Below are 24,367 nucleotides of genomic sequence, written 5' to 3'. Positions count from 1 at the left end.
GGTTCCATAAAGCAGTACTACCCTTTATTATCCTTGATCACTTTGCTTTGGCAACCTTATCCAGACGGATTTCATGTATCAACCTGTCGCTTTATTTATTGGCCTACGCTACATGCGCGGGCGTGCATCAGACCGCTTCGGGCGGTTTGTCTCCTGGTTATCTGCTATTGGCATCACGCTTGGCGTAATGGCGCTGGTCACCGTGCTTTCCGTCATGAATGGCTTCGAGCGCGAGCTGGAAGGCAATATTCTCGGCGTGATGCCCCAAGCGGTGATCTCTACGCCACAAGGTTCGCTGAACCCCGCGTTGATGCCTGCTTCCTCTTTAGACTCGCTGGAAGGCGTGACGCGTGTCGCGCCGCTGACGACAGGCGATGTGGTGCTGCAAAGCGCCCGCAGCGTCGCGGTCGGCGTGATGTTAGGGATTGATCCTGACGAGAAAGAACCGCTATCGCGCTATTTGGTCAACGTCAAACAGCAGCAGCTTCAGCCGGGTCAATATCAAGCCATCTTGGGTGAGAAACTGGCCGAGCAACTGGGCGTGAAAACGGGCGATCAGGTGCGCATGATGGTAACCAGCGCCAGCCAACTGACGCCGATGGGGCGTATTCCCAGCCAGCGTATTTTCACCGTTGCCGGAACCTTTGCTGCCAACAGCGAAGTGGATAGCTACCAACTGTTGGTAAACCAACAGGATGCCTCGCGGCTGATGCGTTATCCGGCGAACCAGATTACCGGCTGGCGTTTGTGGCTGGAAAAGCCGCTGTCGGTCGATTCGCTGAGTACGCAAACGCTGCCGGAAGGCATGGTCTGGAAAGACTGGCGCGAGCGTAAAGGTGAGCTGTTTCAGGCGGTGCGCATGGAGAAAAACATGATGGGGCTGTTACTCAGCCTGATCGTAGCGGTTGCCGCGTTCAATATTATTACCTCACTGGGTTTGCTGGTGATGGAAAAACAGGGTGAAGTCGCCATTCTGCAAACGCAGGGGCTGACTCAACGTCAGGTGATGGCGGTATTTATGGTGCAGGGAGGCAGCGCGGGTATTGTTGGTGCGCTGTTAGGGGCATTGCTGGGAGCGCTACTGGCCAGCCAACTGAATACGCTGATGCCCGTGCTGGGCGTATTGCTGGATGGCGCCGCGTTGCCAGTGGATATTGATCCCATGCAGGTGGTGACGATTGCCATTTCCGCGATGGTGATTGCCCTCTTATCGACACTTTACCCATCATGGCGTGCTGCCACCGTTCAACCCGCTGAGGCTTTACGTTATGAGTGATTTATCATTATTGCAGTGTACTAACCTGTCCAAGCGTTATCAGGACGGCAAGCTCTCTACCGACGTGCTGCGCGATGTCTCTTTTGAGATGGGCAGCGGCGAGATGATGGCGATAGTCGGGAGTTCTGGCTCGGGCAAAAGTACGCTGCTGCATGTGCTGGGCGGATTAGATACGCCGACGTCGGGCGAGGTTATCTTTAAAGGTCAACCGCTGAGCACGCTTTCAGCGGCGGCAAAAGCAGACTTGCGTAATCGCGAACTGGGTTTTATTTATCAATTTCACCACCTGCTGCCAGATTTTACCGCGCTGGAAAATGTGGCGATGCCGCTGCTGATTGGCAAAGTACCCACGTCACAGGCGCAGGATAAAGCACGCGAAATGCTGGCCGCTGTTGGGCTGGAATCGCGTAGCCACCACCGTTCGTCGGAACTGTCCGGCGGTGAGCGACAGCGTGTCGCTATTGCCAGAGCGTTGGTCAACAGCCCATCGCTGGTGCTGGCAGATGAACCGACCGGTAATCTCGATCAACGTACGGCTGACACCATTTTCGAACTACTGGGAGAACTGAACGTTCGTCAAGGCACCGCCTTTCTGGTGGTGACACATGACCTGCAACTGGCTGGTCGACTGAACCGCCAACTGGAAATGCGCGACGGTCAATTGCAGCAGGAATTGACTCTGATGGGAGCGCGTCAATGACCTTTCCTCCGCTCTCGTTGCTGATTGGTCTGCGATTTAGCCGTGGCCGTCGGCGTGGCGGCATGGTTTCGCTGATCTCTGTGATTTCAACGCTGGGTATCGCCCTCGGCGTAGCGGTGTTGATTCTCGGCCTAAGTGCGATGAATGGGTTTGAGCGTGAACTGAATAATCGCATTCTTGCGGTGGTGCCACATGGCGAGATCGAGCCCGTTAATCAGCCTTTTGATGATTGGCAGGACATCCTGCCTACCATCGAACAGGTGCCCGGCGTTGCCGCCGCTGCGCCTTATATCAATTTCACCGGGCTGCTGGAGAATGGCGCTAAACTTCAGGCTATTCAGGTAAAAGGCGTTGATCCGCAGCAAGAAACACGCCTCAGCGCGTTGCCCAACTATGTTCTCAATGATGCCTGGCAGCGGTTTCGCCCAGGTGAAGAGCAGGTCATTATCGGCCAAGGCGTGGCGAAAACGCTGAACGTTGTTGAAGGGGACTGGGTCACGGTGATGATCCCGAACAGTGACCCGGAAATGAAGCTGATGCAGCCTAAACGCATCCGGCTGCACGTCAGCGGTATTCTGCAACTGAGCGGCCAGCTCGATCACGGCTTAGCGCTGATTCCGCTTGCGGATGCCCAGCAGTATCTGGATATGGGGCAGAGCGTGACGGGGATCGCCATCAAGGCCAACGACGTGTTCTCTGCCAATAAACTGGTGCGCGAGGCAGGCAAAGCCTCGAATCTCTATGTCCATATTCGCAGTTGGATTGGCACCTATGGTTATATGTATCGGGATATTCAGATGGTGAGAACCATCATGTATCTGGCGATGATCCTGGTGATCGGCGTGGCCTGTTTTAATATTGTTTCAACGCTGGTGATGGCGGTGAAAGATAAAAGCAGCGATATCGCGGTTCTGCGTACGCTGGGTGCACCCGATGGGCTGATTCGGGCTATCTTTATTTGGTACGGGCTATTGGCCGGGCTGTTGGGCAGTGTGATAGGGGCTGTGGTCGGCGTGATCGCCACCTTGCAATTGACGCCGATTATTCGCGGTATTGAAGCACTCATCGGCCATAAGCTGCTGTCCGGCGACATCTATTTTATTGATTTCCTGCCGTCGGAATTACATCTGATGGATGTGTTTATCGTGTTGGGTACATCGCTGGTGCTGAGCTTGATTGCCAGTTGGTATCCGGCGCGACGCGCCAGCCGTATTGACCCAGCCCGCGTGTTGAGCGGACAGTAAGACAAGCCAACGCACATGCGGTTTGAGAGATGACGGGGATATTCCCTATCGTGTGGCAAGGTGTTCACACCCTAAGGAGCAGTCATGTACTACGGTTTTGACATGGGCGGCACGAAAATTGAGCTGGGCGTGTTCGACGCGACGTTGAATAAGGTGTGGCAAAAGCGGGTACCGACCCCGCGCACGCATTACGATGAACTGCTCACTACGCTGGTCGATCTAGTGCATGAAGCCGATGCACAGGTTGGCATGCAGGGGAGCGTGGGTATCGGCGTACCGGGTATCCAGAATGAGAGCGGGGCGTTATTCACCGCCAACCTGCCTGCGACGATGGGAAAACCGCTACGTATTGACTTGTCACAGCGCTTGCAGCGCGACGTTCGCGTTAGCAACGACGCCAACTGTTTTGTGCTGTCTGAAGCCTGGGACGCAGAATTCCGTTCCTATCCCGTCGTATTAGGGGTGATTTTAGGTACGGGATTGGGCGGTGGTCTGGTGATTAACGGGCGTCCGGTAGACGGGCGCAACGGTATTGCGGGTGAATTCGGTCATCTCCGCCTGCCGTCCGATGCGTTGGATATCATCGGCGTAGATATTCCCCGCGTGAAATGCGGCTGTGGGCAATCAGGCTGTATCGAGAACTATATTTCCGGTCGCGGTTTTGAATGGCTATATGAACATCTTTATGGTGAACCTCTACCCGCTGTCACTATCATCCGACACTATCGTGGCGGAGAAGAAAAAGCGCTGGAGTTTGTCGACCGTTTTATGGATTTGCTGGCGGCCTGCCTGGGCAATCTCCTGACTCTGTTCGATCCGCATTTGTTGGTATTGGGCGGTGGTTTGTCGAATTTTGACGAAATTTATCAAATTTTGCCGATGCGTCTTCCGGCGCGACTTTTACCGATTGCGAAACTGCCACGTATAGAGAAAGCGCGTCATGGCGATGCGGGCGGCGTACGTGGCGCGGCATTGCTACACTTAATGGATAACTAGCTGGAGTAAGTATGTATACGCGTCAACGATTAGGGCGTTTTCACAAGGGAAAGCGTATGCGGCAACAGCGTCTTCGGGCGCGTATTTTCCATCGTGATTATCTGGCAGCAAGCGAAGTAAAAAAGCCGCGCGTTGTGGTACTGACGGGCGCAGGCATTTCGGCAGAATCTGGCATTCGTACCTTTCGCGCAGCTGATGGTCTGTGGGAAGAACACCGCGTTGAGGATGTTGCGACGCCTGAAGGTTTTCAGCGTAATCCCGAACTGGTGCAGGCGTTTTATAACGCCCGTCGTCGTCAGCTACAGCAGCCGGAAATTGTGCCGAATGCCGCGCATCTGGCGTTGGCGAATCTGGAAGCGATGTTGGAAGACAATTTCCAACTGATCACACAGAACATCGATAACCTGCATGAGCGTGCTGGTAGCCAGCGCGTCATCCATATGCACGGTGAACTACTGAAAATACGCTGTAGCCAAAGTGGACAGATTTTTGAGTGGACGGACGATCTCGCCGTCGGCGAACGCTGCCACTGCTGTCAATTTCCTGCCCTGTTACGTCCACATGTGGTGTGGTTTGGTGAAATGCCGCTGTACATGGACAAAATTTACCAGGCGCTGGCGCAGGCAGACTATTTTATTGCGATTGGTACGTCGGGGCACGTCTATCCCGCCGCGGGTTTTGTCCATGAGGCCCATTCGCACGGTGCCTATACGCTGGAGTTGAATCTGGAGCCTAGTCAGGTAGAAAGCCAGTTTGATGAAAAAATTTACGGCCCCGCGAGCACCGTAGTGCCCGAATTCGTCGGTGCCTGGCTGACGCGTGGTCAAAGCATCAAGTTTTAACCGTCAGCAAAACGTGAAAACGTCATGAATGGTATGAGGATGACGTTTTCTCTTGCCGATCGTTGCCGCAGCAGCATTCGTCAAGTTGATCGAAAGGCAACATGGCCGTGTGGTTAAAGAAACAATATTCGCTTTCGCTACAGCGAGCATGCGCAGCGGTTTCTGTCGGCGAGACCGTCTGCGGATGCGGCAGCTTTTGGCTGTTATTGCGTGACAATATTCCATGATGTGACAGTGTTCGTCGGAAAAAGCCTAGCATAGCGTTACCTCACGGCGTCTTATAAAGACAAATATGTTAATGAGAGTTATTCTCATCAATGTAAGCTAAGCGTAGTCGATAATCCGATGGGGCGGGAATGACAATTGTCAAAATACATATCCAAAATTGTTCTATAGCACCGCTATGCTTCCTCTTACAAAGCCTTAGCACCACCGGTTATCCCCGTCAGAATGTCCGTCTGGCCTCGGCAGCCAGCTCTTTCAGATAATTCAGATCGCACAATTCCACCTGATGGCCTCGATAGGTGATGTGGCCTTGCCGCTTCCAGTCGGACATCAATCGACTCAATGTTTCACCGCGCATCCCCAATGACGTAGCGAGTTGCCCACGGCTCACGGGTAATATCAGATGCTGAGTTTGTTGAATGTGATGCTGCCGCAGCAGGTAATCTGCCAGACGCTGTGGCGCGGAGCTGGAGGTCAGCCAGTCGATTTGGTTGATCGTTGAGTAAAGCTTTTTGCCCAAATAATTCAGCAAACGCAGCGCTAGTTCAGGGCGTTGCAGACAAAACTGATGAATATCCTGCCGTGGAATCATCAGCGTGTGGCCATCGCTCAGCGCACGAATGTTCATCGGGAAGCGGCCGTGATCCATAAAGACGGCAGCAATAGCGACAAACTCACCGCGTTCAAACTGCCCGAAAATCTTTTCATCCCCGCCATAGGTATGGCGAAAAGCCTGCAATTTTCCTGCTTCAACCAGCAAACAGTGCTGCATTTTGTCGCCTTCGCGAAACAGAACGTCATCCTGCCGGAAAAACAGACGCTCGCTTTTTGCCAATAGTTCGCACACCACGTCGCTGGGTTCACCGCGCATCCAGTCATGCTGAAACAGCACCTCACCGTATTCATCGGGCGATAGCGCCTTTTTGACAAATGTCATTTGCCCTCCCAGAGGCGGGTATTACCATTAAGCTAGTAAATGAAAATAATAATCACTTGCATGAATTCAGCAAGCAAAATCACGGCACGCTGAATCGAAAATAGCGGAGCGTTTCCATGAAAGACAATACCCTTCCGGCGGCACAGGCGCTGGTTCTCCATGAATTAATTACCCCAACCGAACACGGTATTGCCAGCCGCGTGTTGGCCCGTACCGACGGCGGCAACGTTACGCTGTTTGCCTTCGATCAGGGGCAGGGGTTGAGCGAACACAGTGCGCCTTATGATGCACTGGTTATGGTACTTGACGGTGAATTATTGCTGACGATCGGGGGGGAACCTGTTATCGCACAGCCCGGCACGCTGGTACGTATGCCTGCGAATATCCCTCATGCCGTTGATGCGCAGCAGTCGTCACGTATGTTACTGACCATGTTGAAGACGCTGAAAACGCAGTAAATAGCGAACGCGATAACACAGAATTAAGGAGTGACAGTATGAGCGATCATGAAGCAGGACATAAATTCTTAGCTCGATTGGGGAAAAAACGTCTGCGCCCCGGCGGCAGAAAGGCAACCGAGTGGCTACTCAGTCAGGCGGGATTCCGGCAGGACAGCGTGGTGCTGGAAGTGGCTTGCAATATGGGCACCACGGCGATGGAAATCGCGCGTCGTTTTGGCTGTCAGGTCATCGGTGCGGATATGGATAAAGCCGCGCTAGAAAAGGCGCAGGAAAATGTTGTAGCGAACGGTCTGGCCTCGCAGGTCACGATTATGCAGGCGAATGCGCTGGAACTGCCGTTTCCCGATAACCACTTTGACGTCGTGATTAATGAAGCCATGTTGACGATGTATGCTGACAAGGCTAAAAGCCGCATTATTGCCGAATATTATCGTGTGCTAAAACCGGGCGGTCGTCTGATTACCCACGATATCATGCTGCTTTCCGAGAAAGATACCGGGGCATTGCAGGCAGTGGAACAGATGCATAAAGCGATTAACGTACATGCACAGCCGATGCTGCGTGAACGCTGGGTTACGCTGTTTCAAGAATGTGGTTTTAGCAAGGTTAACTATGATAACGGCGCGATGACGCTGCTGACGCCACAAGGGCTGATTTATGATGAAGGCTTAACGGGTGCGGCGCGTATCGTAAAAAATGCGCTGAAAAAAGAAAACCGCAGCATGTTCTTCAACATGTTTCATACCTTCCGCCGCAATCGGAACCAGCTCAACTATATTGCGGTATGCAGTACCAAGTAATGGTCATCTCCATTTTGACTGCGGAGCGGTAGCAAGGAAAAAGCGTGTAAGGTCAGCGAAATCGTTTAACATACGTGACAACGTTTAGAGATGCCCCGAGCGCTTAAACCTCGGCAGGTCATTCTCTTATTGCGCTGGATTCCTTGTTACGGTGAACAATGCAGCCATTACCGCCGGGTGATATCTCGCGAAAGCACGCGACGCCGTTACCCCATTACAGCCAGTTAAAACAACAGCAGTGCAGACGCGATCGTCGGAGTCTGGCACTGCTGTTGGCGTTTCTCGTACTCACGCTGGTTGTAAGCCTGTGCGCCGGGGAACGTTGGATTTGGCCGACAGCCTGGCTGGATGACGCTCAGCAGCTCTTTGTCTGGCAACTGCGGTTACCCAGAACGCTGGCTGTCATGCTGGTGGGGGCCAGTTTGGCGATGTCAGGCACTGTCATGCAGGCCGTCTTTGATAATCCGCTGGCTGAACCGGGACTGCTGGGGGTTGCAAACGGCGCTGGTGTAGCTTTGGTGTTGACGGTGCTGCTGGGGCAGGGACTGCTACCTGTCTGGGCGTTAAGTTTGAGCGCCATCGCTGGTGCGCTGCTGATCACCTTTCTGTTACTTCATTTTGCCCGCCGTCATATTTCCAATACCCGTTTATTACTCATCGGCATTGCGCTTGGGATTATCTGTAGCGCGGTGATGACTTGGGCGGTCTATTTCAGTACCAGTCTCGATTTACGCCAGCTGATGTACTGGATGATGGGCGGCTTCAGCGGCATTGACTGGCGGCACGGCTGGCTGATGTTGACGCTATTGCCGCTGCTCTTGTGGTTAAGTCGTCAGGGAACGGTACTGAACGGGTTGACGCTGGGTGAAATTCAGGCGCGCCAATTGGGCATTCCGGTCTATCGCTGGCGGACGATTCTTGTGCTGGTCATGGGCGTACAGGTTGGGTTGAGCGTCGCGCTGGCTGGTATCATTGCGTTTATTGGCTTGGTGATCCCGCATATGCTGCGACTGTGTGGACTGACCGATCAGCGTTATTTATTGACCGGATGTGCGTTAGCCGGTGGTGGCGTTCTGCTGCTGGCGGATACGGTCGCGCGCGTTGCGTTGCGTTCAGCCGAGTTGCCGATAGGCGTGGTTACCGCTACGCTGGGGTCGCCATGGTTTATCTGGCTGTTATTACGTAATCGACTGTAGCGATACGTCTTGTGTTACCCATGCTTGTTTTATCAACGCGGTTTTATTACTGAAGGGAGCAAAACGATGAGCACTGAAATCTATGCTATTTCGCTGACCACTATCGACGGGAAAGCGACAACGTTCGAAGCGTTTAAAGGGCAGGTTGCTTTAGTCGTCAACGTCGCCTCTCAATGCGGCCTGACTAAACAATATGACGCATTGGAAAAACTCTACGAAACCTATCGTGACAAAGGTTTAGTCGTGCTGGGATTCCCCTCCAATGAATTTGCGGGGCAAGAGCCGGGTTCGGAAGCAGAGATTCAGGAATTCTGCCGTGGAACGTTTGGCGTTCAGTTCCCGATGTTCAGCAAAATTGAAGTGAACGGTGAGAACCGCCACCCGCTATACCAACAGTTGATTCGTCAGCAGCCGGAAGCCAACGGCACCTGGAAAAGTGACTTTTTTGCCCGCTTGGTGAATAAAGGCCGTAAGCCCAAAAATCCAGAAGATATCCTGTGGAACTTCGAAAAGTTTCTGGTGGATCGCGAAGGGCGTGTGATTGAGCGTTTTGCGCCGGATATGTCGCCTGACCATGACACCATCGTGAACGCGATCGAAGCGGCATTGGCAAAATAATTGATCCAGCAGATATCACCCGTATTGCAGTTGCGGCAGGCTAGCGTCTTGCCGCGTTTGTCGCCAACGACTGCGGAATGTCATCGCGGTGAACTGCTGCACATCATCGGCCCGAACGGTGCCGGAAAGAGCACGTTGTTGGCAAGAGCGGCGGGTTTGCTGGCAGGAGAAGGTGACGTGTTGCTGGCTGGTACGCCGCTGTCGCAGTATACGGCAGCGGATTTAGCCATGCGGCGCGCCTATCTGGCGCAGCAGCAACCGCCGCTGGCGCTGATGCCGGTATTTCAATATTGGCAACGGCATCAACCACCGCTGGCGCAGGAATACGCGGTTGAACAGGTGGTGCACTCTCTGGCGGAACGTCTGATGCTAACTGACAAGCTGGCGCGTCCGCTCACGCAGCTATCGGGCGGTGAATGGCAGCGCGTTCGGCTGGTGGCTGCGCTGTTACAGATTTGGCCGACGATCAACCCGCACGCACGTTTGCTGCTGCTGGATGAACCGACCAACAGTCTGGATGTGGCGCAGCAGGTGGCATTGGACTCGTTACTGAGCGAACTCTGTCGTTTGGGAATTGCCGTCGTGGTTTGCGCACACGATCTCAACCACAGCGCCCACCATGCGGATCGCGTCTGGCTGTTGTCAGCAGGCGTTTTGGTGGCACAGGGCGAAACGGCGAATGTCATGCTGCCGGAAGTGTTGTCTCCTGTATTCGGTGTCGCGTTTCAGCGGCACGTGGTCGATGGCCGAAACTGGATTATCACCCGCAGCGCCTGACTGCTGCCGTCAGAGAATCTGTGTCGCCAGAAAATAGGAAAAATCACCTTTACTTGCCAGCCACCCTGATTAAACGCTAAATTAATCCAATACCTAGCATTTTCAGACGCTAGAGGTTTATGGCCTCGGCGGTTTTATGGTAATCGCGCATGATACCTTTACGATCAGGTTTGACTCTACGATATGCTTTGCTCCTCGCCAGCCTGATTTTGGTTGGCTGTAGCAGTAGTCGGCATAATAATCCGCCGCCGAATGCGCGTCTGAGTGATTCGATCATGGTGATGGTGCAGCTAAACGATCAACTGGGGCAATGGTATAGAACGCCTTATCGCTATGGCGGTCTGGATCGTAACGGCGTCGATTGTTCTGGTTTCGTCTATCTGACGTTTCGCGATAAGTTTGGTATGCAACTGCCGCGCACGACGGAAGAGCAAACTGAGCTGGGTGAGCGCATTGACCGTGATAATTTGCTGCCGGGCGACTTGGTCTTTTTCAAAACGGGCAGCGGCAGCAGCGGGCTGCACGTCGGCATTTATGACAAAGACGACCAGTTTATTCACGCTTCCACCAGCCAAGGCGTCATCCGCTCGTCGCTGGATAACGTATATTGGAAACGGGCTTACTGGCAGGCTCGCCGCATCTGATTTCCCCCTTTTATTTAGCGTATTTACAGCACGGAGCTGCTTATGTCCTCTCTGCGTTTATTGATCTCCGACTCTTACGATCCTTGGTTTAATCTGGCCGTTGAGGAGTGCATCTTTCGTCAGATGCCCACCACGCAGCGGGTGCTGTTTTTGTGGAGGAATGCGGAGACGGTGGTGATTGGCCGCGCCCAGAACCCGTGGAAAGAGTGCAATACCCGACGGATGGAAGAGGATGGCATCAAGCTGGCACGGCGCAGCAGCGGCGGCGGGGCGGTTTTTCACGATCTCGGCAATACCTGCTTTACCTTTATGGCCGGTAAACCGGAATACGATAAAAGCGTATCAACACAGATTGTGCTGGATGCACTCAGCTCGCTTGGGTTAAAAGCCAGTGCGTCTGGGCGTAACGATCTGGTGGTAGAAACGGCTGATGGCGTGCGTAAGGTCTCCGGCTCCGCCTATCGTGAAACTAAAGATCGTGGTTTTCATCACGGTACGCTACTGCTGAACGCGGATCTCAATCGTTTAGCAGACTATTTGAACCCGGATAGTAAAAAACTACAGGCGAAAGGAATTACGTCCGTGCGTTCCCGCGTCGCCAATCTGGTGGAATTACTGCCTTCTGTCGATCATCCGGTGATTTGCCAAGCCGTGACGCAGGCCTTCTTTGATTATTTTGGCGAACAGTGCGAACCAGAAATTATCTCGCCTTCTGCTCACCCAGATTTACCGGGATTCAGCGAACAATTTGCGCGTCAAAGTAGCTGGGAATGGAATTTCGGTCAGGCACCGGATTTCTCGCATTTACTCGATAACCGCTTTACCTGGGGCGGCGTTGAATTACATTTCGATGTGGAACGCGGCGTGATTGTTCGGACGCAGATTTATACCGATAGTCTGAATCCGGCGCCATTAGAAGCACTGGCGTCCGCATTACAGGGAACGGCATATCGCCCGGAAGCCTTGGCAGCCGCATGTCAGGAACTGATTACCGCTTTCCCCGAACAGCAAAACGAACTACAGGAACTGGCTGATTGGCTGGCGCAAAGTTTGCGCTAGATCGTGAAGTAACACTCTGAATAAACTGACTACATCATAGAAAAGCGCTTTTCGTGCGGTATGCGAGCAAGCGTGGTGGATTTGGCTATAATAATAACGTAATGTGATTATTATTTATTCTATGTAGTACAGGATCATGCGCGTCCATCTTGCTGTTGATTACACCAGTGATTATGTTTTTTGGCCGATATTCAGGCTGGATGGAACGCTGTTGGCGGTTGAAATGATCAGCCATTTTAACGGCCTGGCGGGTAAATTGAGTATGCCCGCCGATATTCTCCTCATGCAGTTAAGTCCGCGGCAACAATATGATTTTGTTCATGAGCAGCTTCTTTTTATCAAAGAAAAATCCGCATGGTTTATCGATAATCACATTCAACTGGTGTTGAAGGTTGGACGCCAGATAACCGAGATGTTAATGAAGTCCGACGTACTGCGTGGCGAGATCAAACATCTCAATTTTGTTTTGCTGGAAATTAATGAGTTTTTTCCTCACCTGTCGCAGGGAAAAGAAAACGCTGCGCTGCTAAACCTGAGTCAATCCGTTCCTTTATGGCTGGATAATTTTGGTTCTGGAAAAGCCACGCTTAAACCGTTGCATGATGGGCTAGTGCGCGGTGTGAAGCTGGATCGTCAGTTTATCGGGCAGCTTTTATCGCGACCGACGAATACGCTGATGATGGAGCCGTTATTACGGACGATTAAAAACAGCTATTCAGGCATCAGTATTATCGCTAAGGAAATTAATAATGTGGCGATTTTGAATAAAATCGGGCAACTGAATATTGATGCCGTTCAAGGACAGATGTGGCCTGCGGTGCATTTCGAACGGCTTGAGCAGCGCATGTCGCTTATCGGTTAACTCAATAGATTCACCGCGTTTAGGGTGATGGTTTCTCCTGAATACACGTTATGGAAATAATACCCCTGTGTTTCATCCGTGTTAATTTCATTGTCATCCCTCTACACTTTCTGCATACCCGTTAGTCGTTGTGTAGTGAGCGTGTGGCTCTCTTCAGCCGGACAGGGTGGCCTTAGGGAGACAGGATGCAGCAAACACCGTTATTTAAAAATCACTACTTTCATCAGTTGCCGGGGTTCTATACCGCGCTACAGCCGACGCCGTTGCAGGGGGCTCGCCTGCTTTATCACAGTGAAGGATTGGCCGCAGAGCTTGGCTTGTCTCCCGACTGGTTTACGCCAGAACAGGATGGCATCTGGAGCGGTGCGCGTTTGCTGCCGGGAATGGAGCCGTTGGCGCAGGTCTATAGCGGTCATCAGTTTGGTGTGTGGGCCGGCCAATTGGGTGATGGGCGTGGCATCTTGCTGGGGGAACAACAGCTGGCGGATGGTCGTAGCATGGACTGGCACCTGAAAGGTGCGGGGCTAACGCCGTATTCACGTATGGGCGATGGCCGTGCTGTGTTGCGTTCGGCAATACGCGAATTTCTGGCCTCGGAAGCGATGCACCATCTGGGGATTCCCACCACGCGGGCGCTGACGATTGTCACCAGCGAACATCCGGTGCAGCGTGAGCAGGAAGAAAAGGGTGCCATGCTGCTGCGCGTGGCGGAAAGCCATGTGCGCTTCGGCCATTTTGAACATTTCTACTATCGCCGTGAGCCGGAAAAGGTGCGCCAGCTGGCGGAATATGTGATTGCCCGTCATTGGCCGCAGTGGGAAAACGACGAACGTCGCTATGAACTGTGGTTTGGCGATGTGGTAGAACGTACCGCACGGTTGATTACGCATTGGCAGGCGGTTGGTTTTTCGCACGGTGTAATGAACACGGACAACATGTCGATTCTGGGGCTGACTATCGACTACGGCCCTTATGGTTTTCTAGATGCTTATCAGCCGGATTTCATTTGCAATCACTCAGACCATCGTGGGCGCTACGCATTTGATAATCAGCCAGCGGTTGGGCTGTGGAATCTGCATCGTCTGGCGCAGGCACTGTCGGGGCTGATGGATACTGATACGCTGGAACGCGCGCTTGCGCGCTATGAACCGGCGCTGATGCAGCACTATGGCACGCTGATGCGCGCCAAATTGGGCTTGTTTACTGCGAGTTCTGAAGATAATGACGTATTGGTCGAGCTGTTGCGTTTGATGCAGCAGGAAGGCAGCGATTACACCCGAACATTCCGATTGCTAGCGGACAGTGAAAAGCAGGCATCGCGTTCGCCGCTTCGTGATGAGTTCATCGACAGAGCCGCGTTCGACAGCTGGTTTGCGACCTATCGCCAGAGATTGATGCAGGAAGAACAGAGCGATGAGGAACGCCGTCGTTTGATGAATGCGACGAACCCGAAATATATTCTGCGTAATTATCTGGCGCAAATGGCGATTGAACGAGCGGAAAGTGATGACATCAGCGTGCTGACACGCTTGCATCAGGCGTTGTGTCGGCCGTTTGATGAACAGCCGAATAACAACGATTTGGCGGCGTTACCGCCAGAATGGGGTAAGCATCTGGAGATATCCTGCTCCAGCTAAGCCAGAGCAGGAGGGGCAGGCTATTGACGCAGATAAACCTGCGGGATGGCGTAGTCAGGATGTGAACCCACGCTAAGATCGGCGCGATACCAGTGCGCCAGCGTTTCTGCCTGTAGTACGTGTGTCGGCGATCCTTGTGCGACCAGCTTGCCTTCGTGCAGCAGCAGGATGCGGTCGGCATACAGCGCCGCCAGATTCAGATCGTGCAGGACACAGCACACGGCGAGCGGCTGTTCACGCGTAAGCTGTTTGAGCAGCCGTAACAGGTGCTGCTGATGGTACAGATCCAGCGCTGAGGTAGGTTCATCGAGAAATAACCAGCCTGGCGTCGGTTCTGGATGCCACAACTGCGCCAGCACACGAGCCAATTGCACCCGCTGCTGCTCTCCGCCAGAAAGATGACGATAGTCGCGAGTTGCCAGCTCCAGGCAGCCCGTTTGCGCCATGACCTGTTGAACCACATCATCATTTTTTGGGTAACGCCCATGAGGAGAACGTCCCATTGCGACGACATCCTGCACGCTAAACGCAAACGCCATACCGCTATACTGACGCATCACCGCACGCGTTTTTGCCAGTGTACCGGGCTGCCAGTGCGAAAAAGGTTGCCCGGCTAACAGGCACTCACCTTCATCTGGCGTCAAATAACCCGTCAGTAAACGGAGCAGGGTAGATTTCCCCGCGCCGTTAGGGCCGATAATCGCCACGATTTCCCCACAATTCAGTTCCAGAGAAACATCGTCGGTTAGATAGCGTCCGTTGGTCTGAAAGCGCAAATTGTGGGCAGATAAGGTCCGGTCAAGTGCTGAGTCAGTCATTGCCGCGTCCTTTATGCTGAACGATCAGCCATAAGAAATAGGGGCCGCCAATCAGGCTACTTAATAACCCAACGGGCATTTCTGCCGGAGAAAGTAGCGTACGCGCCAGCGTATCGGCAAACAACAACAGACAGGCACCGCCGAGGATAGATCCGGGAAGGAGCCAGCGATGGTCGGCACCCAGATGCATGCGCATCAGGTGTGGGATGATAAGCCCGATAAACCCGATTACGCCGCTGACCGCCACTGCCACGCCAACCAGCAGTGAACTCAGCAACAGGAGCGTGTATTTAGTGCGCTTCACGTTAACGCCGAGGTAGTGCGCTTCTTCATCTCCTAACTGCAATAGGTTTAAACGGCGCGCGTAGTATAAGGTAGCGATCATCGCAGGAATGACCAACGTGCTGGCGACGAGCAGCATGGGCCACTGCGCTTGTCCGAGACTCCCCATACCCCACAGTGAAAACTGGCGTAACTGCTGATCGGTACTGAGGTAGGTCAATACGCCGATGAGAGCAAGACACAACGCATTGAGCGCGATACCAGCCAGCAATAGCCGCGTTAATCCACCTTGTTCGGAACGGCTGAGGATGAAGATGATGGCAGTAATCGCCAAACTTCCGGCAAAGGCGGCGAACATCGGGCCATAAAGCGCCAACAGCGGAGGCAAACCAAGCGGTAGCACGATGGTCAGCGCTACGCAGAGAGCGGCACCGCTGCTGATCCCCAAAAGGCCGGGGTCGGCGAGCGGATTACGAAACAGCCCTTGCATAATCGCGCCGGAACAGGCCAGCGCCCCGCCGACGAGTATCGCCAGCAGCACGCGGGGAACGCGGATATTCAGCCAAATATGCCAAATCGGATCGTCAAATGGCGTTTGCCAGAGCGTGTTTAGCGACAGGCTTAGGGCGCCCATGTTGGCGGCACCCACCATCAGTGCCACCATCAGCAACAGCAGCGCGATCAACCAAGAGCGCGGATGAAACCGTGACGTCATTTTATCGCTTCGGCTGTCTGACGCAGCGTTGCCATCAGCGCCGGGGTTTCGAGCGTAAAGCCGAGCATCGCCATGTCATCCACGACTAACAAACGCTTGTTTTTACCGGCAGGGGTCAGTTCCAGCCCCGGTAATTTCCAGACCTGTGCGTCGCCGCCCAGCGTTTTCAGCCCCTGACTGGAGATCAGAATCAGATCCGGCGCGCTAGCAATCACGCCTTCCTGCGACAGTGGTTGGTAGCGTTCAACGTTTTGCATGGCATTCTTCAGACCCGCACCGCGGATAATGGTGTCTGGCGGGGTGTTTTTACCCGCGGCCAGCGCAGTCATACCGCCGTGGCTGAGAATGAAGAGCACGTTAACCGGCAGCGGCGACGTTTTTACTGCCGCCAATTTCTGCTGATAGGCTTCCGTCAGTTTTTTACCTTCAGTCTCTTTTCCTAGCGTCTGAGCGATAGCACTGATTTTCTTCGGCACGGCATCCAGAGACGGCTCAGCGGTCACATGCACCACTTTGGTGCCGCTGTCCGCAACCTGCTGTAAAGTAAGCGAGGGCTGAGACAGATCGCTGGCAACAACCAGAGAAGGTTTCATTGCCAAAATACCTTCGGTATTGAGGTGACGCATGTAGCCTACATCAGGCAGTTTCTTCACGGCTTCTGGGTGCAGACTGGTGCTGTCGCGTGCGACTAAATCTTTCTCTGCGCCGAGCGCGTAGATGATTTCCGTGACGTCGCCGCCGATAGAAACGACACGTTCGGCAGCAGACACCCCCAACGGGAGTGTCAATAACAGAGGGAATAACCAGTTTTTCATGCGGCAAGATCCTTACGCGGTTTCAGGGCATCGACCTGGTCGCGCCACTGTTGTTGTTCCGGCGTTCCTTCGGTACGTTGCCCAAAGAGTTGTGCAATTTGAGAGCCGTCTGCGGCATAGAGTTCCAGGCTGGTCACGATACCGTCGACCGTTGGTTTACGCGTGATCCAACTTTCAGCAATCGCGCCTTCGATCAGGTGCAGCGTGAAATCTTTATTAAAGATATTGATCCATTCCGCGTGTTGCTCCATGCGCTCTACACGCTCAAGCGTACCCGTGAAGATTTGCACGCAGCCACGGTTACCGACAAATACCATGATTTCGTTCTGATCTTCACGTGCGGCAAACAGAATCTGTGACAGTGCGTCGTTTTCTACACGGTAGGCCAAATCGTCAGCGACCGAGTTAAACGCCTGCTGGCGTGTCAGATTGTAACGCTTGAGCAGGATGAAGAAATCATGTACGTCCGTCATCGCACGCCAGTCTGCTTCAAACTGAGGATTATGGGCAACGGTCTGCTCGGCTGCGGCGTTGTTACTTGCTGGACGAAGTGCTAACGCTGGGTTTTCGCTGCTGGTAAATTTCTCAACGAATAGCTGCCAGGCGGCCATATCGGTGGTGTCGGTCGTATAGACCTTCAGAATGGCATCACCCTGGTGATCGAAGAATTGAATGCTCTGGCGTTCACCGCGTGCGGTGTTTTCACGCAGTTCAAAGGCTGAAGCCCACTGAGAAAGGAACAAACGCAGATCCAATTCGCGTGGATTGAGGATAAGACCGGCATGCCCATCCAGCGTCTGGTTTTGATAGTAGCCAGTATGTTCATGCACGGCGTACTCGTTGCGGGTGATCGACTTGGTATTACCAACCTGCTCCAGTGCACTGAGCCACACTTTGGCGTCACCCTGTAGGCGCTGCGCATCGTGTCCAACACGGGCGTGCGTCAGCTCCGCTTCGCTGATGCCGAGTAGCGCAGCCAGATCGCGTGCGTATTTACGCGGATGTTCAACTTTAGCCTGGAGGTATTGTTGGTAAATGGACGTCTGCATCGGGTTCCCTTAATCGTTGTCGTAGAGATTATAGCAATGAATGAGAATCATTTTCATGTAACAAAAACGCAACCTCAAGTGAAGTTTTCTTAATAAGTGGAATAAGGAGAATCGAGAGAGGAATTTAGGCGCTCGCGAGACAGCGGGAACGGTGGCAGGAAAGAAGGAAAACGGCTGGCATAGTACCGGGGGAAGGCGTATGCCAGCGCGTATTGTGTTAAAAACGACTATCGACGGCGCTTGCCAAACGTGCCAGCAGCGTTTCGGTGTCCTGCCAGCTTAGGCAAGGATCGGTAATGGATTGTCCATACGTCAATGCCAGAGGATTAATGGCGGACTGGTTCCCTTCGATTAAGAAACTTTCCGCCATGATGCCTGCGATAGCTCGCGATCCTGCGCGGATTTGCTGGCAGATGTCATCAGCAACGTCGAGCTGACGACGATGTTGTTTCTGGCAGTTAGCATGGCTGAAATCGATCACCAGATGCTCAGGCAGAGAAAACTCGCTGAGATGCGCGCAGGCGGCGGCGATATCTTCCGCATAGTAATTCGGCTTTTTCCCGCCACGCATAATAATGTGGCCAAACGGGTTACCTTGGGTTTTGTAGACGGACATGAAACCCTGCTTATCCGGCGAGAGAAACATGTGCTGGGCACGCGCGGCACGGATCGCATCGACGGCGATACGCGTATTGCCGTCTGTCCCGTTTTTGAAGCCGACAGGGCAAGACAGCGCAGAGGCCATTTCGCGGTGGATTTGGCTTTCGGTGGTTCTCGCGCCAATGGCACCCCAGCTAACTAGGTCGGCAATATATTGACCGGTGACCATATCGAGGAATTCCGTCGCGGTCGGCAATCCAAGCTGGTTGATATCCAGCAGCAGACGGCGCGCAATCTCCAGCCCTTCGTTCACCTGAAACGTGCCATTGAGCGCGGGATCGGAAATTAGCCCCTTCCAACCCACGACCGTGCGCGGTTTTTCAAAGTAGGTGCGCATGACAATTTCCAGTCGATCCTGATACTGCGTGCGTAGCGCAGCCAGACGACGCGCATAATCTAATGCGCTGTCGGTGTCATGGATTGAACACGGGCCGATCACGACGAGTAAACGGGGGTCGTGGCCGGAGAGAATGGCTTCAATTTTCTTGCGTGACGAGGTGACATTTTCGGCAACGGTAGGGGTGATTGGGAGTCTGGCAAGTAGCGTTTGGGGCGTAACCAGACTCTCGATGCGCGCGCTCCGCAGTTCATCTGTTTGTAGCATGTTTTGTCTCTAAATACGGTCAAGCTGAAAACTCGTTGTCATCGAAAAAACGTGGATATGGCAGTATTTTCAGGCAATGTTTTCAACTAAAAGGTTGCTTCGCAGCGGCGAAATGCCGGGAAGTGATGGTGCACACAATAAACGAAATGGCACACATTACAACCGTATCAGGACAAAAAAACTATCATGTACTAGTACATTCTTCGGCTCATGCCAAGAATGTCGATGATTTTGGCGGAAATTTCCTCGACAGAATAATTGGTGGTGTTGAGATATTTAATCTGATGTTTGCGAAATAGCGCCTCGACTTCGCTGAGCTCCATACGGCATTGGCGCAGAGAGGCGTAACGACTATTGCCCCGGCGCTCTTCCCGGATTGCCGCCAGCCGTTCGGCATCAATGGTGAGCCCAAATAGCTTGTGTTGGAAGGGTTTCAGCGCATCTGGCAGGCGCAGGTTGTCCATATCATCGGCAATAAAAGGATAGTTAGCCGCGCGGATACCGAACTGCATTGCCAGATACAGGCTGGTCGGCGTTTTGCCACAGCGTGACACACCGAGCAGAATGACCTGAGCCTGATCGAGATTACGTAGGGAAATGCCGTCATCGTGTGCCAGTGTGTAGTCGATAGCCGCGATACGCGCGTCGTATTTGCCCAGATTATTGGCTGTCAAACCGTGAGTGCGGTTGGCAACTGGCGTCGGAGGGATATTTAATTCTTCCTGCAAGGGCGCAACCAGCGCTTGTACAATATCCTGACAAAACCCGTCGCTGCTGGTAATAATGTTACGAACGGTTGGTGTGACGATGGAATAAAACACCAGTGGGCGAACACCGGTTTGCTGATACAACGTATTGATTTGCTCACACACGGCTTTAGCGCGGGCTTCACTTTCAACGAAGGGTAAGGTATAGCTAACCGTGTTTACGGGGAATTGCGATAACACCGCATGACCCAACACTTCAGCCGTAATCGCCGTGCCGTCTGAGACATAAAATACGCTTCTTTCCACATAACCTCCTGATGATATTTCCGACAGTTCGAACACCTTAACCTCGTCAAAAATTGTGTTTTACGAATACTTTTATTAAAACACCATTTCATTATCTTTATGATAAAGAATGCTAATCTTCTACGATATTGGATTTTTACCGTGTTAGGCAATCATTCACCATGAAATCAGTTTTTTTTCATAGGTTGATCGATTCACCTGTCCATGTTCATCAAAACGCTATGCTAACCTGATTGCGTTGAGGCGATTCTCAACCGAACTCTTTCATACCCTAATTGTATGCAGAAAGGATTATTTTCGATGTCCAATAACGGCCCTGATTTGCGTAATGTCCTTTGGTATAACCAGCTCGGTATGCACGATGTTGAAAGGGTAGGGGGCAAAAATGCCTCTTTGGGTGAAATGATCACCAACCTTTCAGATTTGGGCGTAGCCGTTCCCAACGGTTTTGCGACAACGGCGCAGGCGTTTAATGATTTTCTTAATCAAAGCGGGATCAATCAGCGCATTTATGAGCTGCTCGACCGCACCGATATTGACGATCTGAGCCAACTGGCCAGCGCGGGTGCGCAGATTCGCCAGTGGATTATTGATACGCCGTTCCAGCCAGAACTGGAGAAGGCAATCAGTGATGCCTATCAGCAACTGGCTGAGGGTGAAAAAGAGGCTTCATTTGCGGTGCGTTCTTCTGCCACGGCGGAAGATATGCCGGATGCGTCTTTTGCCGGCCAACAGGAAACCTTCCTGAACGTGCAGGGCATTGATGCGGTGATGGTCGCGGTGAAGCACGTATTTGCGTCGCTGTTTAACGATCGCGCTATCTCCTATCGCGTGCATCAGGGGTATGACCACCGTGGCGTGGCGTTGTCGGCGGGTGTGCAGCGCATGGTGCGCTCCGATCTGGCCTCGGCGGGCGTGATGTTTACCATTGATACCGAATCTGGTTTTGATCAGGTGGTGTTCATTACTTCGGCTTACGGTTTGGGCGAAATGGTGGTGCAGGGGGCGGTGAACCCGGACGAGTTCTATGTTCACAAGCCGACCTTGCAGAACAACAAACCTGCGATTGTGCGCCGTAATATGGGATCGAAAAAAATCCGTATGGTGTATGCCGCGAGTCAGGAACATGGCAAGCAGGTGCGGATTGAAGATGTGCCGACAGAACAAACGGCGCGTTTCAGCCTGACGGACGACGAGGTGCAGGCGCTGGCGCGTCAGGCATTGCTGATTGAGAAACACTATGGTCGCCCGATGGACATCGAGTGGGCGAAAGATGGTCACACTGGCAAACTCTATATCGTGCAGGCGCGCCCGGAAACGGTGCGTTCCAACGGTCAGGTGATGGAGCGTTACCACCTGCCAGCCAGCGGCACGGTGCTGGTGGAAGGCCGTGCGATCGGTCACCGCATCGGTGCGGGTGAAGTCAAAGTGATTCAGGACATCAGCGAGATGCACCTGATCAACGCAGGCGATGTACTGGTTACCGACATGACCGACCCGGACTGGGAACCGATCATGAAGAAGGCGGCGGCGATTGTGACCAATCGCGGCGGACGTACCTGCCATGCGGCGATTATCGCCCGTGAGTTGGGCATCCCGGCCGTGGTGGGCTGCGGCGATGCGACCGAGCGTTTGCGCAAAGGGCAAAAAGTCACCGTTTCCTGTGCGGAAGGCGACACGGGCTATGTGTATCAGGATCTACTGGATTTCTCCGTGAAGAGTTCACAGATTGATGAAATGCCAGCTCTGCCGCTGAAAATCATGATGAACGTGGGTAACCCTGACCGCGCGTTTGATTTTGCCTGCCTGCCAAACGATGGCGTCGGTCTGGCGCGTCTGGAATTCATCATCAACCGGATGATTGGCGTGCATCCGCGAGCGCTGCTGGAATTCGATCAGCAAACCCCGGAGCTGCAACGCGAAATCAAAACGCTGATGCAGGGCTTCGACGATCCGGTGGAATTCTATGTAGGCCGTCTGACGGAAGGGATTGCGACGCTGGCAGCGGCATTCGCACCGAAGCGTGTCATCGTCCGTCTGTCCGATTTTAAATCGAACGAGTACGCTAATCTGGTTGGTGGCGAGCGCTATGAGCCGGAAGAAGAGAACCCGATGCTGGGCTTTCGCGGTGCGGGTCGCTACGTGTCGCCGGACTTCAAAGCCTGCTTTGCGCTGGAGTGTGAAGCGGTCAAACGCGTGCGTAACGTGATGGGTCTGAAGAACGTAGAAATCATGATCCCATTCGTTCGTACCGTGGCGCAAGCGGAAGCGGTGATTGCCGAACTGGCGAATCAGGGGCTGCGCCGTGGCGAAGACGGATTGAAAATCATCATGATGTGCGAAATTCCGTCCAATGCGCTGTTGGCTGATGAATTCCTGCAACACTTTGATGGTTTCTCCATCGGTTCAAACGACATGACGCAGCTGGCGTTGGGGCTGGATCGCGACTCCGGCGTGGTATCGTCGCTGTTTGACGAACGCAACGATGCTGTGAAAGCGCTGCTGTCGATGGCGATCAAGGCCGCTAAGAAACAGGGTAAATACGTCGGTATTTGCGGACAAGGCCCATCAGACCATGAAGATTTCGCGGTCTGGCTGATGGAACAGGGCATCGATAGCCTGTCGCTTAACCCGGATACCGTGGTGCAAACCTGGCTGAATCTGGCTGAGCACAAGTAATTAGTACGGTGAATGCCTGATATATAATCATCAGGCAACTGAAACAGTATTCACAGAATGAAAACGGTGGTAATGGAATAGAAGAGTAAAGCGTTTGCGCCATGGATGGCGCAATCCGAGCGTACAGGGATGTATTCACAGCGTCTTTACGATCTATCCATTACCACCGCTCGACCGCCGCTGATCGCAAGCTGTGCTGAAAATCACGGTGCCGCAATCAGGAAGGATTTAAACTGTGGCGTCATTACTGCGCTAAAGCCCTTATCCGTTTTGGTAATCAGATAAACCGCAAGCCCTTGCTGCTCTGCTAGCTTCAACGCTTTTTCAGTTCCCAGCACCATTAAACCCGTATCCCAGCCATCCGCTTCCAACGCGGTCGGCGCAATCACGGTGGCAGAAACCAACTGGTGGGTAATCGGTCTTCCTGTTTCGGGATCGATGACATGAGAATAGCGCTTGCTGCCTTCCTCAAAGTAATTCCGATAGCTGCCGGAGGTACTGATCGCATAACCCTGCAAATTCACGGCCGCCTGTGCCGCATTTTCCTGGTCGGTGGGTTTCTGAATCGCCACGCGCCATGGCGTTCCTTCGGCATTAACGCCACGACTGGAAATCGCGCCGCCGACGGAAACCAGATAATTGGTAATCCCTTTACGCGTCATCAGTTGTGCGAGAACGTCTGCGCCGTAGCCTTCACCTAAGGTGGAGAGGTCGACGTATAAATCTGGGAGATCTTTCTGAATCCATTCTCCTTTTTCATCGCCGATCAGTGTCAGATGGCGTAATCCGACGTTTTGCCGTGCTAAATCAATCTGCTGTTGGCTGGGAATGTGTATCGGCTGCTTCTGTGGACCAAATCCCCAGAGATTAACTAATGGGCCGACGGTGATATCCATCGCGCCGCCAGTGGCTTTACCGATACGCAGTGCAGCCAGAATGATATCCGCCATGCCATTGCTGATGGGCTGTGGATCGGTTCCCCGATACTGGTTAAAACGCGATAGCACTGAATCGTCACGGTAGGTGGAAATATCATTATTGGCCTGCTCCAGCAGCGCATCGATTTCCCGTTGTAGCTGTGTCTTATCTTCGCTGATAGCGCCACTAATTTTTACGCTGTAGAACGTCCCCATGGTTTTACCTTCGATGGTCAATAAAGGGCGTTCTGCTGTAGACGTTGGATTATCGCATGCTGTCAAAAGGCTGAATAAGCCACAGAGTAGTAATCTCTTCGCGGCGAGAGGCTTCATGAAAAACTCCTGAAAAACTGAACTGAGGGGTTGCTGACAGGAGAGTAACAAAAAAGCAATAAGGCGTAATGGAATGGAAGAGAAATGAAAGGAAAAAAAAGGCCCATCTCAGGGGATGGGCAAAGACTACACACAGCAATTCGTTACTAACTCTGACGAGGAGGAAACCTCATTGACAAACAGTAGGTTAATACCAGCTCCGGTATTT

General features: G+C 53.0%; 24 protein-coding genes and 1 other RNA gene. 15 read left to right on the top strand and 10 right to left on the bottom strand.

All coding sequences use genetic code 11. The annotated features are described in order from the left end of the window. Positions 1-73 precede the first annotated feature (73 nt). The 5 genes from lolC (at position 74) to cobB (ending at position 5,058) form a co-directional block, all read left to right on the top strand. On the top strand, positions 74-1,276 hold the full coding sequence (gene lolC, locus E2566_RS12765; protein ID WP_107167680.1) for a lipoprotein-releasing ABC transporter permease subunit LolC: 1,203 nt from the start codon (positions 74-76) through the stop codon (positions 1,274-1,276). Further along, on the top strand, positions 1,269-1,976 hold the full coding sequence (lolD, locus tag E2566_RS12760) for a lipoprotein-releasing ABC transporter ATP-binding protein LolD (protein ID WP_107167679.1): 708 nt from the start codon (positions 1,269-1,271) through the stop codon (positions 1,974-1,976). The genes lolC and lolD overlap by 8 nt, the downstream gene beginning before the upstream one ends. Further along, positions 1,973-3,220: a lipoprotein-releasing ABC transporter permease subunit LolE gene (lolE, locus tag E2566_RS12755; RefSeq protein ID WP_107167678.1), complete on the top strand. Its 1,248-nt coding sequence runs from the start codon at positions 1,973-1,975 to the stop codon at positions 3,218-3,220. The genes lolD and lolE overlap by 4 nt, the downstream gene beginning before the upstream one ends. Before the next feature lie 84 nt (positions 3,221-3,304). Beyond that, entirely contained in the window at positions 3,305-4,216 is a 912-nt protein-coding gene (gene nagK, locus E2566_RS12750; RefSeq protein ID WP_107167677.1) for an N-acetylglucosamine kinase, read from the top strand. Between the two features lie 11 nt (positions 4,217-4,227). After that, positions 4,228-5,058 (top strand): Sir2 family NAD+-dependent deacetylase, encoded by an 831-nt coding sequence (gene cobB, locus E2566_RS12745; protein WP_107167676.1) that lies wholly within the window; start codon positions 4,228-4,230, stop codon positions 5,056-5,058. A 22-nt stretch (positions 5,059-5,080) separates the two neighbouring features. On the opposite strand, the gene E2566_RS12740 is transcribed toward cobB, so the two are convergent. Together E2566_RS12740 and E2566_RS12735 are read right to left on the bottom strand one after the other, a co-directional pair. Next, the gene (locus E2566_RS12740; RefSeq protein ID WP_240958786.1) at positions 5,081-5,275 is read right to left on the bottom strand and encodes a hypothetical protein; all 195 of its coding nucleotides are present in this window, start codon (positions 5,273-5,275) and stop codon (positions 5,081-5,083) included. A 228-nt stretch (positions 5,276-5,503) separates the two neighbouring features. Beyond that, on the bottom strand, positions 5,504-6,220 hold the full coding sequence (locus E2566_RS12735) for a Crp/Fnr family transcriptional regulator (RefSeq protein WP_107167674.1): 717 nt from the start codon (positions 6,218-6,220) through the stop codon (positions 5,504-5,506). 116 nt (positions 6,221-6,336) lie between these two features. Here E2566_RS12735 and E2566_RS12730 point away from each other — a divergent pair, with 116 nt between their 5' ends. The 9 genes from E2566_RS12730 to E2566_RS12690 all read left to right on the top strand — a co-directional run bounded on the left by E2566_RS12730 (position 6,337) and on the right by E2566_RS12690 (position 14,274). Next, the gene (locus tag E2566_RS12730; protein ID WP_107167673.1) at positions 6,337-6,678 is read left to right on the top strand and encodes a cupin domain-containing protein; all 342 of its coding nucleotides are present in this window, start codon (positions 6,337-6,339) and stop codon (positions 6,676-6,678) included. 38 nt (positions 6,679-6,716) lie between these two features. Then, positions 6,717-7,481: a class I SAM-dependent methyltransferase gene (locus tag E2566_RS12725; RefSeq protein ID WP_107167672.1), complete on the top strand. Its 765-nt coding sequence runs from the start codon at positions 6,717-6,719 to the stop codon at positions 7,479-7,481. 158 nt (positions 7,482-7,639) lie between these two features. After that, positions 7,640-8,677 (top strand): vitamin B12 ABC transporter permease BtuC, encoded by a 1,038-nt coding sequence (gene btuC / locus E2566_RS12720; protein ID WP_107167671.1) that lies wholly within the window; start codon positions 7,640-7,642, stop codon positions 8,675-8,677. Positions 8,678-8,743: 66 nt separating this feature from the next. Next, the gene (locus E2566_RS12715; RefSeq protein WP_107167670.1) at positions 8,744-9,295 is read left to right on the top strand and encodes a glutathione peroxidase; all 552 of its coding nucleotides are present in this window, start codon (positions 8,744-8,746) and stop codon (positions 9,293-9,295) included. Further along, the gene (btuD, locus tag E2566_RS12710; RefSeq protein WP_107167669.1) at positions 9,296-10,072 is read left to right on the top strand and encodes a vitamin B12 ABC transporter ATP-binding protein BtuD; all 777 of its coding nucleotides are present in this window, start codon (positions 9,296-9,298) and stop codon (positions 10,070-10,072) included. A gap of 170 nt (positions 10,073-10,242) precedes the next feature. Then, positions 10,243-10,716, top strand: coding sequence for an NlpC/P60 family protein (locus E2566_RS12705; protein WP_240352896.1), 474 nt, complete (start codon positions 10,243-10,245; stop codon positions 10,714-10,716). A 42-nt stretch (positions 10,717-10,758) separates the two neighbouring features. Beyond that, positions 10,759-11,775, top strand: a complete 1,017-nt coding sequence (locus tag E2566_RS12700) for a lipoate--protein ligase (RefSeq protein WP_107167667.1) — start codon at positions 10,759-10,761, stop codon at positions 11,773-11,775. Between the two features lie 136 nt (positions 11,776-11,911). Then, positions 11,912-12,637 (top strand): EAL domain-containing protein, encoded by a 726-nt coding sequence (locus tag E2566_RS12695; RefSeq protein ID WP_168444504.1) that lies wholly within the window; start codon positions 11,912-11,914, stop codon positions 12,635-12,637. Positions 12,638-12,822: 185 nt separating this feature from the next. After that, positions 12,823-14,274 carry a protein adenylyltransferase SelO gene (locus E2566_RS12690; RefSeq protein ID WP_107167665.1) on the top strand — a complete coding sequence of 484 codons (1,452 nt, stop codon included), beginning with the start codon at positions 12,823-12,825 and terminating at the stop codon, positions 14,272-14,274. Between the two features lie 20 nt (positions 14,275-14,294). Here E2566_RS12690 and E2566_RS12685 read toward each other — a convergent pair whose 3' ends face one another. The 6 genes from E2566_RS12685 to ppsR form a co-directional block, all read right to left on the bottom strand. After that, positions 14,295-15,092 (bottom strand): heme ABC transporter ATP-binding protein, encoded by a 798-nt coding sequence (locus tag E2566_RS12685; RefSeq protein WP_107167664.1) that lies wholly within the window; start codon positions 15,090-15,092, stop codon positions 14,295-14,297. Next, positions 15,085-16,089: a FecCD family ABC transporter permease gene (locus E2566_RS12680; RefSeq protein WP_107167663.1), complete on the bottom strand. Its 1,005-nt coding sequence runs from the start codon at positions 16,087-16,089 to the stop codon at positions 15,085-15,087. The genes E2566_RS12685 and E2566_RS12680 overlap by 8 nt, the downstream gene beginning before the upstream one ends. Next, positions 16,086-16,904, bottom strand: coding sequence for a heme/hemin ABC transporter substrate-binding protein (locus tag E2566_RS12675; RefSeq protein ID WP_107167662.1), 819 nt, complete (start codon positions 16,902-16,904; stop codon positions 16,086-16,088). The genes E2566_RS12680 and E2566_RS12675 overlap by 4 nt, the downstream gene beginning before the upstream one ends. After that, a complete protein-coding gene (locus E2566_RS12670) occupies positions 16,901-17,953 on the bottom strand; it encodes a hemin-degrading factor (protein WP_107167661.1) in 1,053 nt (350 codons plus the stop codon). The genes E2566_RS12675 and E2566_RS12670 overlap by 4 nt, the downstream gene beginning before the upstream one ends. A gap of 217 nt (positions 17,954-18,170) precedes the next feature. After that, positions 18,171-19,217 carry a 3-deoxy-7-phosphoheptulonate synthase gene (locus tag E2566_RS12665; RefSeq protein ID WP_107167660.1) on the bottom strand — a complete coding sequence of 349 codons (1,047 nt, stop codon included), beginning with the start codon at positions 19,215-19,217 and terminating at the stop codon, positions 18,171-18,173. 191 nt (positions 19,218-19,408) lie between these two features. Next, entirely contained in the window at positions 19,409-20,230 is an 822-nt protein-coding gene (gene ppsR / locus E2566_RS12660) for a posphoenolpyruvate synthetase regulatory kinase/phosphorylase PpsR (protein ID WP_014700375.1), read from the bottom strand. Positions 20,231-20,530: 300 nt separating this feature from the next. On the opposite strand from ppsR, the gene ppsA reads away from it, so the two are divergent. Further along, entirely contained in the window at positions 20,531-22,909 is a 2,379-nt protein-coding gene (gene ppsA, locus E2566_RS12655) for a phosphoenolpyruvate synthase (protein ID WP_107167659.1), read from the top strand. Between the two features lie 203 nt (positions 22,910-23,112). Here the strand turns inward: ppsA and apbE are convergent, their stop codons facing one another. Then, a complete protein-coding gene (gene apbE / locus E2566_RS12650; RefSeq protein WP_107167658.1) occupies positions 23,113-24,159 on the bottom strand; it encodes an FAD:protein FMN transferase ApbE in 1,047 nt (348 codons plus the stop codon). Positions 24,160-24,250: 91 nt separating this feature from the next. Then, positions 24,251-24,362, bottom strand: an RNA gene (gene rprA / locus E2566_RS12645) — antisense sRNA RprA. Between the last annotated feature and the right edge of the window lie 5 nt (positions 24,363-24,367).

Origin of the sequence: Pectobacterium punjabense (assembly GCF_012427845.1) — a bacterium.
GTDB classification, from domain to species: Bacteria; Pseudomonadota; Gammaproteobacteria; order Enterobacterales; family Enterobacteriaceae; genus Pectobacterium; species Pectobacterium punjabense.
This window is presented reverse-complemented; position numbering and strand designations above follow the sequence as displayed.